At 74.8% G+C, this 14,699-nt stretch carries 10 protein-coding genes; 7 read left to right on the plus strand and 3 right to left on the minus strand.

Going from position 1 to position 14,699, the window contains the following annotated elements; genetic code table 11:
* Positions 1-70: 70 nt before the first annotated feature.
* The 3 genes from L3078_RS26390 (at position 71) to L3078_RS26400 (ending at position 4,310) form a co-directional block, all read left to right on the plus strand.
* Entirely contained in the window at positions 71-1,426 is a 1,356-nt protein-coding gene (locus L3078_RS26390; protein ID WP_392314435.1) for a hypothetical protein, read from the plus strand.
* A gap of 707 nt (positions 1,427-2,133) precedes the next feature.
* Complete coding sequence (locus tag L3078_RS26395) at positions 2,134-3,066, plus strand: hypothetical protein (protein ID WP_239760476.1); 933 nt, start codon at positions 2,134-2,136, stop codon at positions 3,064-3,066.
* The gene (locus L3078_RS26400; protein WP_239756410.1) at positions 3,063-4,310 is read left to right on the plus strand and encodes an extracellular solute-binding protein; all 1,248 of its coding nucleotides are present in this window, start codon (positions 3,063-3,065) and stop codon (positions 4,308-4,310) included. The genes L3078_RS26395 and L3078_RS26400 overlap by 4 nt, the downstream gene beginning before the upstream one ends.
* An 80-nt stretch (positions 4,311-4,390) precedes the next feature.
* Here L3078_RS26400 and L3078_RS26405 read toward each other — a convergent pair whose 3' ends face one another.
* Positions 4,391-5,362, minus strand: a complete 972-nt coding sequence (locus tag L3078_RS26405; RefSeq protein ID WP_239756411.1) for a helix-turn-helix domain-containing protein — start codon at positions 5,360-5,362, stop codon at positions 4,391-4,393.
* A 148-nt stretch (positions 5,363-5,510) separates the two neighbouring features.
* On the opposite strand from L3078_RS26405, the gene L3078_RS26410 reads away from it, so the two are divergent.
* On the plus strand, positions 5,511-6,590 hold the full coding sequence (locus L3078_RS26410) for a saccharopine dehydrogenase NADP-binding domain-containing protein (RefSeq protein WP_239756412.1): 1,080 nt from the start codon (positions 5,511-5,513) through the stop codon (positions 6,588-6,590).
* 27 nt (positions 6,591-6,617) lie between these two features.
* Here L3078_RS26410 and L3078_RS26415 read toward each other — a convergent pair whose 3' ends face one another.
* Both L3078_RS26415 and L3078_RS26420 read right to left on the minus strand, forming a co-directional pair.
* The gene (locus L3078_RS26415; protein ID WP_239756413.1) at positions 6,618-7,349 is read right to left on the minus strand and encodes a response regulator; all 732 of its coding nucleotides are present in this window, start codon (positions 7,347-7,349) and stop codon (positions 6,618-6,620) included.
* The gene (locus L3078_RS26420; RefSeq protein ID WP_239756414.1) at positions 7,346-9,034 is read right to left on the minus strand and encodes a sensor histidine kinase; all 1,689 of its coding nucleotides are present in this window, start codon (positions 9,032-9,034) and stop codon (positions 7,346-7,348) included. The genes L3078_RS26415 and L3078_RS26420 overlap by 4 nt, the downstream gene beginning before the upstream one ends.
* 209 nt (positions 9,035-9,243) lie before the next feature.
* Here L3078_RS26420 and L3078_RS26425 point away from each other — a divergent pair, with 209 nt between their 5' ends.
* The 3 genes from L3078_RS26425 to L3078_RS26435 all read left to right on the plus strand — a co-directional run bounded on the left by L3078_RS26425 (position 9,244) and on the right by L3078_RS26435 (position 14,649).
* On the plus strand, positions 9,244-10,131 hold the full coding sequence (locus L3078_RS26425; protein ID WP_239760477.1) for an ABC transporter ATP-binding protein: 888 nt from the start codon (positions 9,244-9,246) through the stop codon (positions 10,129-10,131).
* Positions 10,128-12,698, plus strand: a complete 2,571-nt coding sequence (locus tag L3078_RS26430) for an ABC transporter permease (RefSeq protein ID WP_239756415.1) — start codon at positions 10,128-10,130, stop codon at positions 12,696-12,698. The genes L3078_RS26425 and L3078_RS26430 overlap by 4 nt, the downstream gene beginning before the upstream one ends.
* 529 nt (positions 12,699-13,227) lie before the next feature.
* On the plus strand, positions 13,228-14,649 hold the full coding sequence (locus L3078_RS26435) for a YyaL domain-containing protein (protein ID WP_239756416.1): 1,422 nt from the start codon (positions 13,228-13,230) through the stop codon (positions 14,647-14,649).
* The last annotated feature ends 50 nt before the right edge of the window (positions 14,650-14,699 follow it).

Consider the following 14,699-nt stretch of genomic DNA (forward strand, 5'->3'; position numbering starts at 1 on the left):
CGGTCGGGCGGAGGCGCGAGAGGGCGGGCGCACGGGCGGCCACGCGCGGGCGGCGCGGCCGGAGATCCAGGTGCGGGTCGACCTCGACGGCGACGTACGGCCGCATCGCAGCGCGAAGATCGAGGCGCATCTGCGGGTCGACGTGACCGCCGTGGGCGCGCCCGCCGAGCTGCCCGCGATCGAGCTGGCCGTGGTCGTCGCGGTCGATGTCGCCGAACCTCTCCGGGCGGTCGTCCGGCACGCCTTGCAGGCCGCGCTGCGGGGCCTGCCCGACGGCATCTCGTTCACCGTGCTCGGCGCCGGCCCCGAGCCGGTCCCGTGCCATCCGCGCGGTGACGTCGAGTGGGCCGTCGCCGACCAGCGCGAGAAGCGGCGGGCCGCCTTCGCGGCGGGCGCGATCCCGCTGCACCGGGACGGCCCGCGCCCCGCCGGGTACGCCGTCTGGGCGGCCCGGGCGCGCGCCCTGCTCGCGGCACGCCCGCTCTCCGTACGCCATCTGCTGCTGATCACCGACGGCAGCAGCGGCCCGGGCGAGACCCGGCTGGAGGAGGAACTGGACGCCTGCGCCGGGCACTTCACCTGTGACGTGCTCGCCGTGGGCGCGGACTGGGAGCCCGAGCCGTTGCTGACGCTCGCCGAACGGCTGCACGGCACCGCCGAGTTCGTGGACGACGGGCTGGGGCGGGCGATCACCGCCGCCGTTCGGCGATTACGCCGGGTGCACGCCCCGCAGTTGCCGATCGAGGTGACCGTACGGCCCACGGTGCGGCAGGTCGCGCTGCACGAGAAGGCGCCCCGGCCGCACCGTCTCGGAGGGCTGCCGCAGCCCGGCCGGCCGCATCGCTGGAGCTTTCCGACGTACCAGTGGGAGCAGGGCGGGCGGGATTATCTGCTGACGCTCGTCGCCGACGCGGACGGTGATCCGTTGGAGACGTGGCTGCAGTTCGCGATGGTCTCCGTCGGGGATGTCCACGCGTCCGTCACGGCGCGCTGGCACCGGCCCGAGCAGCCGCCGCCCGAGGCCCCGGCCGGGGGTGGCAGCGTGCGGGACCAGAAGTCGACCACCGTGATGCGGGACGCGTTGCGCCGGGGGCTCCTCGCGCTCAAGGAGGGGCGCCGGGAAGCCGCCGAGGGGCATCTGGGGCGGGCGGCGCGGCTGGCGGCGCGGTTCGGTACGGACTGGGTGCTGGAGGAGATCGGCGCGGTCGCCGACATCGAGGACGCCTCGGAGGGGCGGGTCCGGCTGCGACCGGCCGAGACCCTCGACGACTCCACGCTCGGCCCGATGATCCTGCGCGCCGGGTCCCGACCCGTGTCCCTGCCCGACCCGGCCGCCCCCCAACCGGGCGCCCGCTGCGCCCGCTGCGCCACCCCGGCCGCGAACGAGGCCCGCTACTGCATGGCCTGTGGGGAGAAGCTGCTGTGAGGGCGGGGAGGGTGAGGGCCGCGGGGGCGAGGGCCGGAGGCCCGGGGGCTTCGGGGAGCGGGCGCTCGGCGTGGGCCGTTGGTGGTGGGCGGTTGGCGTGGGCTCTTCGTGGCGGGCTCGTGGCGTGGGGCTTCGGGGGCGAGCGTTCCGCGTGGGCCTTTGGCGGCGGGCGTCCCGCGTGGGCTGTGGGTGGTGGGCTTTCAGCGGGAGCCGCTGGCGGGGGTCGGTCGGTGTGGGCCGTTGGTGGTGGGGCTTCGGTGGGAGGTCTTGGCGGCGGGCCTTCGGCGTTCGCCCTAGGAGCTGGGTCTTCGGCGTGGGTCCTTCGGGGTGGGCGTTCGGGTGGGGTTTCGCGGGGTGGGTGGCGGCTCGGTGTGGGCCGGCGGGGGGAGGGCGCGGGCGGAGGGGATGGGAGCCGGCTGCCGTCCGCCGACAGGCCGGGCGGGCCTCCGGCGTCGGCTTCGGCGGAGGGCGCCGCAGGGGCCGTACAGCGGGGCGGGAACGCGAATTCCGGTCCGGCCGCGGGTTCCGTGAGCGGCTCGTCCGCGCCCCAGCGGAAGCCGCGGCGGCGGACCGGGGCCGCGCGGCGGGGGGCGGGGGCGGGCTTTCGGGCCCGGCGTGGCGCCAGCCGGCGCGGGAGGGCGTCGTACTCCCTCGGGCGTTTCTGGCGGGGTCGGCTGGGGCGGTGGCGGACGCGGCGGTTGCTGGAGGTGCACCTGGTGGTGCTGGCGGTGTGCGCGCTCGTGGCGGCCGGGGCGCTGTTCCTGTCCTGCCGGCAGATCCAGAACGGGGCCGACGCCGTCGCCGGCGAGGAGGCGCCGGCCGTCCAGGGGCTCGCCGCCACCCGGCTCGCGGTGCTGCGCGCCCACCGCGAGGCCGGTGACCTGGGCGAGGGAGAGTTCGTCGACGTGGCGGGCCGCGGCGAGACCTACCGGGCCCAGCTCGCCGCCGCCGACCAGGGCCTGTCCAGGATCGCGGACCGCACGGACCAGGACCTCGGCACCGTCAACGGGCTCCTCGCCACCTACAGCAACTCCCTCACCCTCGGCATCGTCATGTACCGGGACCAGCCGCTCATGCGGAACCAGAAGCTCACCGAGGCGCACTCGCTGCTCACCCGCCGGGGCGTGGGACTCGTACCCCGTCTGGACGACATGCAGCAGGCCCAGATGAAGCACGCGGAGGCCACCGTCGCCGAGGGGTGGCTCCAGCGCGGCGGCTGGTGGATCGCCGAACTCGCCCTGGCGGCACTGGCGTTGACCCTCCTCTCCGCGTTGTTCGTGCTGCGCGACCGCTGCGGCCGGGACTGGAACCCGTATCTGCTCGCGGCCTTCGCCCTCACCGTGCTGCTCGCGGTCGTCCCGCTGCTCACGATGGAGTCCGCCCAGGACGACCTCGACAGTGTCGTCGGGGATCTGGGGGTGATCACCCAGGAGTCCAGGGATGCCTGCTGCGGCATCCACCTGGAGCGCGCGCAGCGGACCGTCACGGCGAAGTCCGAGGACGTGCGGAGCGTCCTGGCCGACGACACCTGGACCGTCCGGGTGTACCAGGGCACCCTGACCGGCGGTCTGCTGATCGTCGTGCTGCCCGTGCTCGGCCTCGGACTCCGGCTCGACAGCGACTACTGGAGGCGGCGGTGACCCGGCGGTTCAAGGTGCTGGTGCTGCTCGCGGCGCTGCTGCTGGTCTGCGCCGGCGGCATGGTGGCGGTCTGGTCGGAGCGGGACGACGAGCCGGTGACCATCCTCGGGCCGTGGACCGACAAGCAGGGTGAGCAGTTCGAGGAGGTGCTGCGGAGCTTCGGCATCCCCTTCGAGTACCAGGGCACCGCCGCCCAGCGCGAGGTGCTGCTGTCCAAGGTGCAGTCGGGGGAACCCCCGGACATCGCGATCATGCCGGGCGTCGGCGAACTCGCCGAATACGCCGACCAGGACCTCCTGAAGCCGCTGAACGATCTCTACGCCGTGGAGGAGTACGGCTCCCCCTGGAATCCGGTGAGCACACCCCGGCAGAAGGCGTACTGGGTGCCGGTCAAGGCCGACCTGAAGAGCATCGTCTGGTACCGCGAGGGCGAACGCCCCGCGAACTCTCCTGCCCGGCTGACGAGTTGGTGCATCGGCATGGGTGACGACGGAGCGTCCGGCTGGCCCGGCAGTGACTGGATCGAGGACCTCGTGTTGCAGCGGGAAGGGCCGGAGTTCTACGGCAAGTGGGCGCTGGGTGACGCCGCGGCCTGGACCGGGACTCAGGTGCGCGAGGCATGGGAGGCGTGGGCAGGTCTGCTCCAGCAGGACGAGGCGGCGGCCGGGCGAGCCCTGCGCACCGATCACCGCGGTGATCCCGGCGCGTACGGGTTGCTGTTCAAGGGGGAGGAAGGGTGCGCCCTGGAGCACCAGGGCTCCTTCGCCCGCTCCTTCTACGGGGACAAGGGGCGGCTCGCGCGTCTGATGGACTCCGCTCCCCTGCTGCCCGGCGGCGGCGACCAGGTCCGGGCCTACGAGGTGACCGGTGACTTCGCCGCCCTGTTCAGCGACCGCCCCCGGGCCGGGGACCTGATCGAGCGGCTGGCCTCGCGGGAGGGCCAGCGGAAGTGGGCCGAGGCCGCGGACGTCTTCTCGGCGCACCGGCGGGTGCGGGCGGACGGCGGCCCCGTCGAGGAGGAGATCGCCCGACGCCTCACCGGCCCCGGCCCCCGCTGCCTCGACGCCTCCGATGTCATGCCCCCCGCCGTCCGCGACGCCTTCTACGAGGCCGTCCTCCTGACGATCGCCCGCGCCGCCGCCGGTGAGGACCTCGACGTGCCGGGGCTGCTGGCCGACGTGGAGGACGTGGCGAAGACCCAGCCCGATCGGCGGACGCCGTTGAAGACGGTGTGCAGTAGGTAGGGGGCGGTAAGCGTTGCGGGGTGCGGGGTGCCGCGCGCCGGGCGTGCACGTGAGAGCGGGAGGCGGCGTGCCGTACGCCGTCAGTGGGGGCGGTCGGGCTGGGAGGCGTGGAACGTGCGGCGGTAGGCGTCCGGGGGGACGCCGAGCGTGCGGTTGAAGTGGCGGCGCAGGGTGGCGGCGGTCCCCATGCCTGTGGTGGCGGCGATGACGTCGACGCTGTCGGAGGTGGTCTCCAGGAGTTCCTGGGCGCGGCGGATGCGCTGGGTGAGGAGCCACTGGAGGGGGGTGGTGCCGGTGGCCGCGTGGAAGTGCCGGGTCAGCGTGCGGGAACTCATGCTCGCGCGGCGGGCCAGGTCCTCGACGCTCAGGGGCCGGTCGAGGCGCGCCAGGGCCCAGGGGAACAGGTCGGTCAACGGGTGGTCGCTCCGGGTGGGAACCGGCGCCGGGACGAACTGGGCCTGGCCGCCCGAGCGGTGTGGGGGTACGACCAGTCGGCGGGCCACCGCGTTGGCGGCCGCCGAGCCGTGGTCGAGGCGGACCAGGTGCAGACAGAGGTCCATCGCGGCGGCCTTGCCCGCCGAGGTGAGCACGCTGCCGTTGTCGACGTAGAGGACGTCCGGGTCGACCTCCACCTCGGGGAAACGGGCGGCCAGGATGTCCGTGTGCGCCCAGTGCGTGGTCGCCCGGAGACCGTCCAGCAGGCCCGCGGCGGCCAGAACGAACGCGCCGGTGCACAGCGAGGCGATCCGCGCGCCCGCCTCGTGCGCCGCGCGCACCGCGTCGACCAGGGCGGCGGGCGGGGCCACGTCCACGTCGGACCAGCCGGGGACGATCACCGTGCCGGCGTGCGGGAGTCGGTCCAGGCCGTGGTCGGGCTCCAGGCGGAAGCGGCCCACGGAGACGGGGCCCGGACCGCAGAGGGCGAACTCGTACCAGGGGGCCACCAGGTGCGAGAGGTCGGAGCCGAACACCTCGTGGGCCAGGGCCAGTTCGAAGTGCAGCATGCCGTCGGTGACGGCCAGCGCGATGGTGTTCCGGTCCGGTGCGGGCATGTCGGAAAGTGTACGGGTCTCGTCGTTCCGGACACTCGTGGTGGGCGGCCGCGCTCGACAGGATGGTCACGAGACGGGGCGATCGACGCCCTGTCGACGGCGACGGTCGCGTTGGGCGACGGTGGCGTCGGTGAGGTGGGGAGTGCTGATGGGGGCAGGGCGTACGGTCGCGGTGTTCGGGGCGACCGGGCACACCGGGCGGTTCGTGGTGGCGGAGTTGCGGGCGCGGGGTTTCGTGCCGCTGCTGGTGGGGCGGAACGAGGAGAAGTTGCGGGCGCTCGCGGAAGGGCGGCCCGCGCCAGGGCCTGGGGCAGGGGCAGAGCCAGGGCCGGGGCCGGGGCCGGAGTGGTCGGTGCGGGTCGCCTCCGTCGACGAACCGGCCTCGCTGGACCGCGCGTTCGCCGGGGCGGACGCCGTGGTGAACTGCGCCGGGCCCTTCGCCGAGACGGCCGCGCCGGTGATCGAGGCGGCGTTGCGCGCCGGGATCCCCTATGTGGACGTGGCGGCCGAGATCGAGGCCAACCTCGACACGTTCGCGGAGTTCGGGGAGAGGGCGCGGGCGGCGGGGGTCGTCGTGGTACCCGCCATGGCCTTCTTCGGCGGACTCGGCGACCTGCTGGTCACCGCCGCGACCGACGCGGCCGGCTGGGCGGCGGCGGACGAGGCGCACATCGCGTACGGGCTGAGCGGCTGGCACCCCACGGCGGGGACCCGGGACGCGGGCGCGGTCTCGCGGCGGCGCAGGAGCGGGCGCCGAGTCCGGTACGCCGGCGGGCGGTTGGAGTACCGGGACGACACGGCGCCGGCCACGAAGTGGGACTTCCCCGAGCCGATGGGGACCCGGGCCGTGATCGGGGAGTTCAGCATGGCCGACATCGTCACCGTGCCGAGCCATCTGGCCGTCCCCGAGGTGCGCACGTACATGACGGTCGAGGCCGCGAGCGAACTCGCCGCGCCGGACACGCCCGCGCCGGCCGCCGTCGACGAGCACGGCCGGTCCGGGCAGACCTTCGTCGTCGACGTCGTCGTCCGCTCCGGGGGCGTGGAACGGCGGGTCACGGCGCGCGGGCAGGACATCTACGCCGTCAGTGCGCCGCTCGCGGTGGAGGCGGTCCGGCGGGTGATCGACGGGCGGGTGAAGGGCGCCGGGGTGCGCTCCGCCGGGGCGGCGTTCGACGCGGCCGACTTCCTCCGGGCGCTGTCGGGACACGTCTCGGTGGAGTGGTAGTCGGGGAGGAGGAGGCGGGGTTCGGGGCTACTCCTCGGCGGGCGGCGTCCCGGGTGCCGCGCCCGGCACGATCAGGCCCGTCTCGTACGCCACCACCACGGCCTGGGCCCGGTCGCGGAGGCGGAGTTTGGCGAGGATGCGGGCGACATGGGTCTTGACGGTGGCCTCGCTGAGGCGGAAGTGGGCGGCCAGTTCGGTGTTGCTGAGGCCGGTGGCGAGGGACTGGAGGACCTGGAGTTCGCGGGGGGTGAGGGGGGTGAGGTCGCGGTGGAGGGCGGGGGTCTCGGGGGTCGGGGTGACGAAGCGTTCGATCAGGCGGCGGGTGATGGCGGGGGAGAGCAGCGCGTCGCCGGTGCGGGCCAGGCGGACGGCGGCGACCAGGTGTTCGGGCGTGACGTCCTTGAGGAGGAAGCCGCTGGCGCCGGCGGTGAGGGCGGCGTAGACGTAACGGTCCAGGTCGAAGGTGGTGAGCATCAGGACGCGGGGCGGGTCGGGGACCGTGCCGGAGAGGATGCGACGGGTTGCCTCCAGGCCGTCCGTGCCGGGCATGCGGATGTCCATCAGGACGAGGTCGGGGCGGGTGCGGTGGACCGCCTCGACGGCCTGCTCCCCGTCGGCCGCCTCGGCGACCACGTCGATCCCGTCGGCGGAGAGGATCATGCCGAAGCCGGTGCGGACCAGGGCCTGGTCGTCGGCGATCACCACGCGGGGCGGGTCGGGCTCCGCCGGGGACGTGGCAGGGGGGTACCCGGCCGTCACGGGCGCTCCTCGGGGGGTCGGATGCCGGCGGGTCGGGTGACCGCGGCCGGGGTGACCGCGGGTGGGGTGCTCCGGGGTGCCTCTTCCTCCGGCCCGCCGGGCGGAGTGAGCGGGATGACCGCCCGGACGCGGTAACCGCCGGTCGGGCGGGGGCCCGTGTCGAGGGTGCCGCCGTGGACGGCGAGGCGTTCCCGCAGGCCCAGGTGGCCGCGGCCGGTGCCGGAGGCGGCCGCGGGGGTGGGGGTGCCGCCGGTGTCCGTGACCTCCAGGCGGAGGGCGGTGGGCGAGTGGTCGACGGTGATCCGCACCCGGGCGCCCGCGGCGTGCTTGACCGTGTTCGTCAGGGCCTCCTGGACGACGCGGTATGCGGCCAGGTCGGCACCCGGCGGCAACGGGACCGGAGAGCCGGTGACGATCAGCTCCACGGGGACCCCGGAGGCACGGACGCGCGAAGCGAGCGCCGGAAGCTGCCCGATGCCCGGCTGCGGAGCCAACTCGGTGTCGTCGGCGGGCCCTTTCCAGGAGCCGGATCCAGAGCCGCCGGGGCCCCGGGCGAGGCCGGAGCCGGATCCAGCCCCGGAGGCGGATCCAGCCCCGAAAGCGGAGCCTTTGCCCGAACCGGAGCCCGCGCCCGTGCCGGAGCCCCAGCCCATGCCCCCGCCCGTTCCCCTGCCGGAGTCCGAGTCGCTCGGGATGCTCCGCGCGTCGGTCCGGGCCCTCTCTGCTGTCGTAGGCGGACGGTCCTCGTCCGACATCGTCAACAGGCCCATCACATGGCGTAGTTCGGTCATCGCCGTACGGCCGCCCGACTCGACGGCGAGCAGGGCCTCGCGGGCACGGTCGGGGGCGATGTCCATCACCTTGCGGGCCGCGCCGGCCTGGATCACCATCACGCTCACATTGTGGGTGACGACGTCGTGCAACTCCCGTGCGATACGGGCCCGTTCGTGCTCGACCGCCAGACGCGTAGCCGCCTCCTGCTGTTCCTGCAGCGCGTGCACCCGCTGTTTCCAGGTGTGGATCGCGTTGGCGCCGAGCCCCACCCCGAGCAGGACGAGGAACGGGATCACACCCGGCGTGACGTACGGGAAGTTCTCCTCGGCGAACACCGCGACCAGGGCGGCGCCCGCCACCAGACTGCCGAGCGCGCGCAGCCGGTACGGGCTGTGGACGGCCGCACTGTGCGCGGCGACCACACAGGTCAGGAACGTGTACCCCGTCGCTTCGGCCGCACCCGACCGCTGGTTGAAGACCATCGTCGTGACGATCACCGCCCAGAACGCGGTCAGCGGATAGCGGCGCCGGACCAGCAGCGGCAGCGCGGTCAGGGCGGCGAGAAGCAACTGCCAGGCGTGAGGCGCGCCCAGATCCTGCGTCAGGTACGGAGGCGTCGGCAGGGGCGGGGCCTCGGGCGGCACCGGCCCTGCCGACGCCCCCGTCCCCGGCCCCGGCGTCAGCACCCTGCCCGGCAGCCTAGGGCCCGCGCCCACGTCCTGTGCCGTCGTGGCCACCACCGTGCAGGCGGAGAGGAAGAAGGCGAGGCACGCGTCGGCGACCCAGGCCCAGCGGGAGGGGCGGGGTGGCGGGGGCGTGGCACGGAGGAGGGAGGGCAGACCGTCCCACCACCGCCGCACTCGTCCCGCTCGCGCCCCCGGCCCGTCTTGTCCCGTCTCCCCACCGCCCATGCGATCAGTGTGGCAAGCGGGCGCGGGCATCACATCCGTCGTGGTGGGGACGGACGGTACATCGTCCGCGTACATCTCGGGGATGACGTGCGCGCGGGGTCCGTCCGATACGGCAGAGGGGTTCGCCGTCGTGGGGGACGACCGGGCGCGGGGCCGTCCCTAGCGTCGGGGCCACACACCGACCACCCTCCCGAGGAGGCCCCGTGACCATGCCCCCGACCCCGCCATCGCCACCGCCCACCATCGCCGGCGCCCCCGGCACGCCCGTCATCGACATCCGTGACGTGCGCAGGGCATACGGCGGTGAGGGGCCGCCCGCGCTCGACGGGGTCTCGCTGCGCGTGCGGGCCGGGGAGGCGGTGAGCGTCATCGGCCCGTCGGGGAGCGGCAAGTCGACGTTGCTCAACCTGATCGCGGGGCTGGACCGGCCGAGTTCGGGGAGCGTCACGGTCGACGGCGTACGGGTGGACCGGCTGGGCGAGGCCGGGTCGGCGCGGTACCGGCGGGCCAAGGTCGGCATGGTCTTCCAGTTCTTCAATCTGCTGGACGACCTGACCGTCGTCGACAACGTGCTGCTGCCCGCCCAGTTGGCCGGCCTGGGCAGGGCCGAGGCGCGTCGACGGGCGGCGGGCCTGCTGGAGTACCTCCGTATCGACCGGCACACCCACGCGTACCCCGGCCGGTTGTCCGGGGGCGAACGGCAACGGGTCGCCGTGGCCCGCGCGTTGATGAACCGACCGGCCCTTCTGCTGGCCGACGAACCCACGGGCGCGCTCGACTCCGCCTCCGGCGACGACGTCCGCGCGCTCCTCACCGACCTCAACGCGGACGGCCAGACGATCGTCCTCGTCACCCACGACCCTCGCCTCGCCCGGGCCTGCGCGCACCGGACGGTCGAACTCGTCGACGGCCGGATCGTGCGCGACGCGCCGCACGCCGACCGGCGGGCCGACCCCCACCCCTATGGGCGGGAGGACCCGCGCAACGCCCCCGACGGCAGTGAGAACTTCGGCGGCAGCCAGAGCTTCGGCGGCAGCCAGAATGTCGCCGGCAGCCAGAACGTCGGCGGCTCGGGCATCGCGGCGGTGGACCGGTGAGTGCGCTCGGGCGGGTGGTGCGGGCCGGTGTCGGGCGTCGGCGGGTGCGGACGGTCGTCATGGTGCTGACGACGCTGATGGCCGTGACGGCGTCCGTCCTCGCGGTCGGGCTGCTCGTCGCCGCACGGGCGCCCTTCGACCGGGCCTTCGCGGAGCAGCGCGGCGCGCATCTGACGGGGCAGTTCGACGGGACCAAGGTGACGGCGGCGCGGCTCGCGGCGACCGCCGACGCGCCCGGCGTGACCGCAGCGGCCGGGCCCTTCCCGATCGTCTCCGTACGGCCCCGCACCGTCACGGGGTCCGACTTCCTGCCGGCCGGGGTCGACCTGCCGCCGATCACCGTCGTCGGCCGGAAGGACGCGGGCGGACCCGTCGACGTGATCGACCTGGTCGAGGGCGAGTGGGCCACCCGGCCGGGCGAGATCGTCGTGGCCGCCGACGCCGGGCCCTTCCGGCCGGGCGACCGACTGGCGGTCCCCGAGGCGCCGGGCGGGCCCACGCTGACCGTGACCGGCGTCGCCCGCTCGGTGACGGGCACGGGCGAGGCCTGGGTGACGCCCGCCCAGGCCGAGGCACTGGCGGGGGCGGCGCGTGGCACGGGAGGCGCCGGAGGCGCGGCCGAGAGCGGCAACACGTCGGCCACCGGGGGCGGTTCGGCCGCGTACGAGATGCTCTACCGCTTCCGGCAGGCCACGACCGAGGCCGACCTGGCCGCCGCCCGCGCCGCGATCGTCGCGGAGGTGCCGGAGGGGGCGATGAGCGGGGCACGGTCGTATCTGACCGTGCGGCAGGACGAGACGGCGAACGCGATGGCGTTCGTGCCGTTCCTGGCGGCGTTCGGGGTGCTCGGGCTGTGTCTGTCGGTGCTGGTGATCGGGATCGTGGTCGGCGGGGCCGTGGGGGCGGCCACCCGGCGGATCGGTGTGCTCAAGGCGCTCGGGTTCACGCCCGCGCAGGTGGTACGGGCGTATGTGGCCCAGGCCTTGGTCCCGGCGGCGGTCGGCTGTGTCCTCGGGGTGGTGCTCGGCAATGTGCTGGCCCTGCCGGTGCTGAACGAGGTGGGGGAGGCGTTCGGCGCCCCGGCCGGAGGGCTCCCGGTCTGGGTGGACGTGGTGGTGCCCGGCGCCGCGCTGCTGCTGGTGGCGGTCGCCGCCGTGATCCCCGCACTGCGCGCCGGACGCCTGCGGACGGTGGAGGCGATCGCGGTCGGGGGAGGGGCTGGAGGGGCTGGGCGCGGTGGGCCGGAGCGCAGGCGGACGGCCCGTGCCGGACGCGCTGGGCGCGAGCGCAGAGGGGCGGCCCGTGCCGGACGCGCTGGACCCGAACGCACACGACGGGCACGGCCCTTCGGAGCCCGACCGCTGTCGCTGCTGCCGCCCGCGATCCGGCTCGGCCTGGCGCACCCCTTCGCCCGGCCCGCCCGGTCGGCGACGGTGGCCGCGGCGGTCGTCTTCGGCGCCCTGTCCGTCACCTTCGCGGTCGGCCTCGCGCTGACGCTGGGCAAGGTCCAGGAGGGTCGCATACTCGACTCGGCCGGCTCGGTCGTCGTGGAGGCGGGCGGCGGTCAGGGGCCGCCCGGCGCCGAGGTCGTGCCGGCGGAAGGGGCGGGGAGCCCGGGCGGCGAGCGGGAGAGGGCCGATCCGGCGGCCGTCGCCACCGTGCTCCGCGCCCAGGAGGGCACCCGACGCTTCTACGGCACTGCCCAGGCCCAGGTCGCCGTCTCCGGGGTCACCGGGGCGACGACCGTGGTCGCCTACGACGGCGACTCGGCGTGGGGCGCGCCCGAGATGGTCTCGGGGCACTGGCTCGACGGGCCCGGCCAGGCGGTCGTGACCGGGCGCTTCCTGACGGCCGCCGGGATCGGGGTCGGGGACACGGTGACGCTCGACGAGAAGGGCCGACGGGCCACCGTACGGATCGTCGGCGAGGCCTTCTTCACCCAGGACGGGGGCATGACCCTCCTCACCTCGACCGCCACCCTCACCGAACTCGGGCTCGGGGAAGAGGCGTTGCCGGGCCGGTTCCATGTGCGGACGGCGTCGGGAACCGATCCGGCGCAGTACATGGACACGCTGAACCGCGCACTCGACGGCGCGGATCTCGCCGCGTTCGCCCACGCCGACGGCGGCAACTCCTCCAGTGTGATCGTGGCCATGGACGCGCTGATCGGGATGCTCACACTCATGCTCGTCGTGGTCGCCGGGCTCGGCGTTCTCCACACGGTCGTCCTCGACACCCGCGAACGGGTCCGCGACCTCGGAGTGCTCAAGGCGCTCGGGATGACACCCCGCCAGACCGTCGCCATGGTCGTCGTCTCCGTCGCCGGGGTCGGCCTGCTCGCGGGGCTGGTCGCGGTCCCCGCCGGGATCGTCCTGCACGGGGTCGTCACGCCGTTCATGGGCGACGCCGTCGGCATGACCCTGCCGGACACCGTCCTCGCCGTGTACGACGCGCCCGTCCTCGCCTGCCTCGCGCTGGGCGGGCTGGTCATCGCGGTGGCGGGCGCGCTGCTTCCGGCGGGATGGGCGGCGGGAACGGGCACGGCCAGGGCGCTCCGCACGGAGTAGGCGGCGACGGCGCGCGAAGGAGAACAAGGCGGACAGGGCGGACTTTTCCCGGGGTGGGGCGGGGCGCGTACCCAATGTTGTACGCACTCTTACCCTGCCTGGCTCTCGCCTGTCCGTCGCCTGTCCCCGCCCTGTCCGCCCGGATCGAACAGTGGTGTCCGGCACCCGTCGTACGGCCGGCGAAGCCGCTGAACGACCGTGAGGTCGGTGTCGTGGAGGACCGACCTCACGGTTCCCGGGATCCGGGGGCCGGGGTGCGCGTGGCGGAGTCCGCGTACCGGGCCGGATCCCGCGGGGCGTCCCGCGCACCCACAAGGTGCGCGGGACGCCGGTGCTTCCGCGGCCGGGCGGACGGGAAATCGCGTGCCCCGCACGGGCGTTGACCCTGGTCGCGCACACCAGCAGAATGAGCCCCCATCCGCTTGAGAGCGCTCTCAGGGCGCGGTACGCAGCCTGCCTTCCTCGCATCGAACCTCAGCCCGCACCGAACCTCACCCCGCACCCAACCTCGTACCTCCAAAGGAGACCCATGACCGGCAGCACCGGCATCGGCGAAGGTGGCCGAGCCCACCCCTTCAGCCGCCGCAGGCTCCTCGGCACCGGACTCGGCGCGGCGGCGGCGCTCGCCGTCGTCGGCGCTGGCGCGGGCGCGGCCCACGCCGCACCGGCGGCGTCCGGCGCCTCGGCCCCGCGCCGTGGTCACGCCTTCCTCGCCGCAGCCATGGACGCCTACCCCGACCACGGCGACGTCCGGCTGACCCAGAGCTACACCGACCAGGCGGGCCTGTTCAGCACGGCCTTCACCTACGACAACGCCCTCGCGATCCTCGCCCACCTCGCCGTGCGCACCGAGGACGGCCGGGCCAGAGCGGTGGCGCTCGGGGACGCGCTGATCTACGCCCAGGAGCACGACCCGGCGTACGACGACGGCCGACTGCGCCAGGCGTACAACGTCGGGCCGTACGTCTACTACGACGGCGTACCGCAACCGGACGGGTTCGTCCGGGCGGACGACACGGCCAACGTCGGCACCCAGTTCGGCTTCACCGGGACGGCCGTGGGGGACATGGCCTGGGCGGGGATCGCGCTGAGCGCGCTGGCCCGGCGGACCGGGGCCCGGCGGTTCCTGGCCGCCGCCGTGCGGATCGGGGAGTGGATCGAGCGGACCGGCCGTACCGACGAGCCCCTCGGCGGCTACAAGTTCGGCGTGAACGGGGCGAACGAGAAGCTGCCGTTCACCTCGACCGAGCACAACACCGACCTGATCTGTCTGTTCGGACGGCTCGCCCGGCTCACCGGCGACCGGGTGTGGTGGCAGCGGCGCGCCCGGGCCGAGGCCTTCGTGAAGGGCATGTGGGAGCCGGGCCGGGGCGCGTCCGGCGGCTTCTTCTACACCGGCACCAACGACGGCGTCACCGTCAACAAGTCCCCGATTCCCGAGGACACCCAGACCTGGACCCACCTCGCCCTCGACTCCGACCGGTACGCGCGCTCCCTCGACTGGGCGGCGCGGGAACTCGCCGTCGAGGACCACGCCGAGCGCCGCAACAGCACGGTCCCCGCTGGGCAGTCGTACGAGGGCGTGACGTTCAGCTCGGCCAGTCTCCTCGCGAACGAGGACGCGCCCATCGCCGAGTTCCAGCCCAGGCCCAACCGCAACGGGGTCTGGTTCGAGGGCACCGCCCACCTCGCGCTCGCCCTGCGCGACCGGGGCGCGCGCGGCGACGAGAAGCGCGCCCGGCGCCTCCTCGCCTCCCTCGAACGCGCCCAGGACCTCCTCGGCACCGCCCAGACCGTCGGCGGCCGCGCCCTCCCCGACCGCTCCGGCGTCGTCTCGGCCAGCAGCCCCCTCGACACGGGCTTCGGCTTCGGCTACTACCCGTACCGGCACACGGGTGCCACGGCCTGGTACCTGATGGCGGCGGTCCGCTCCAACCCGCTGCGGGCCTGACACCGCCGTCCACACCGGGGTCCGGAGCGTCAACTCCTGCTGCGGGCCCC

The sequence above is a fragment of the Streptomyces deccanensis genome, from assembly GCF_022385335.1.
Lineage (GTDB): Bacteria > Actinomycetota > Actinomycetes > Streptomycetales > Streptomycetaceae > Streptomyces > Streptomyces deccanensis.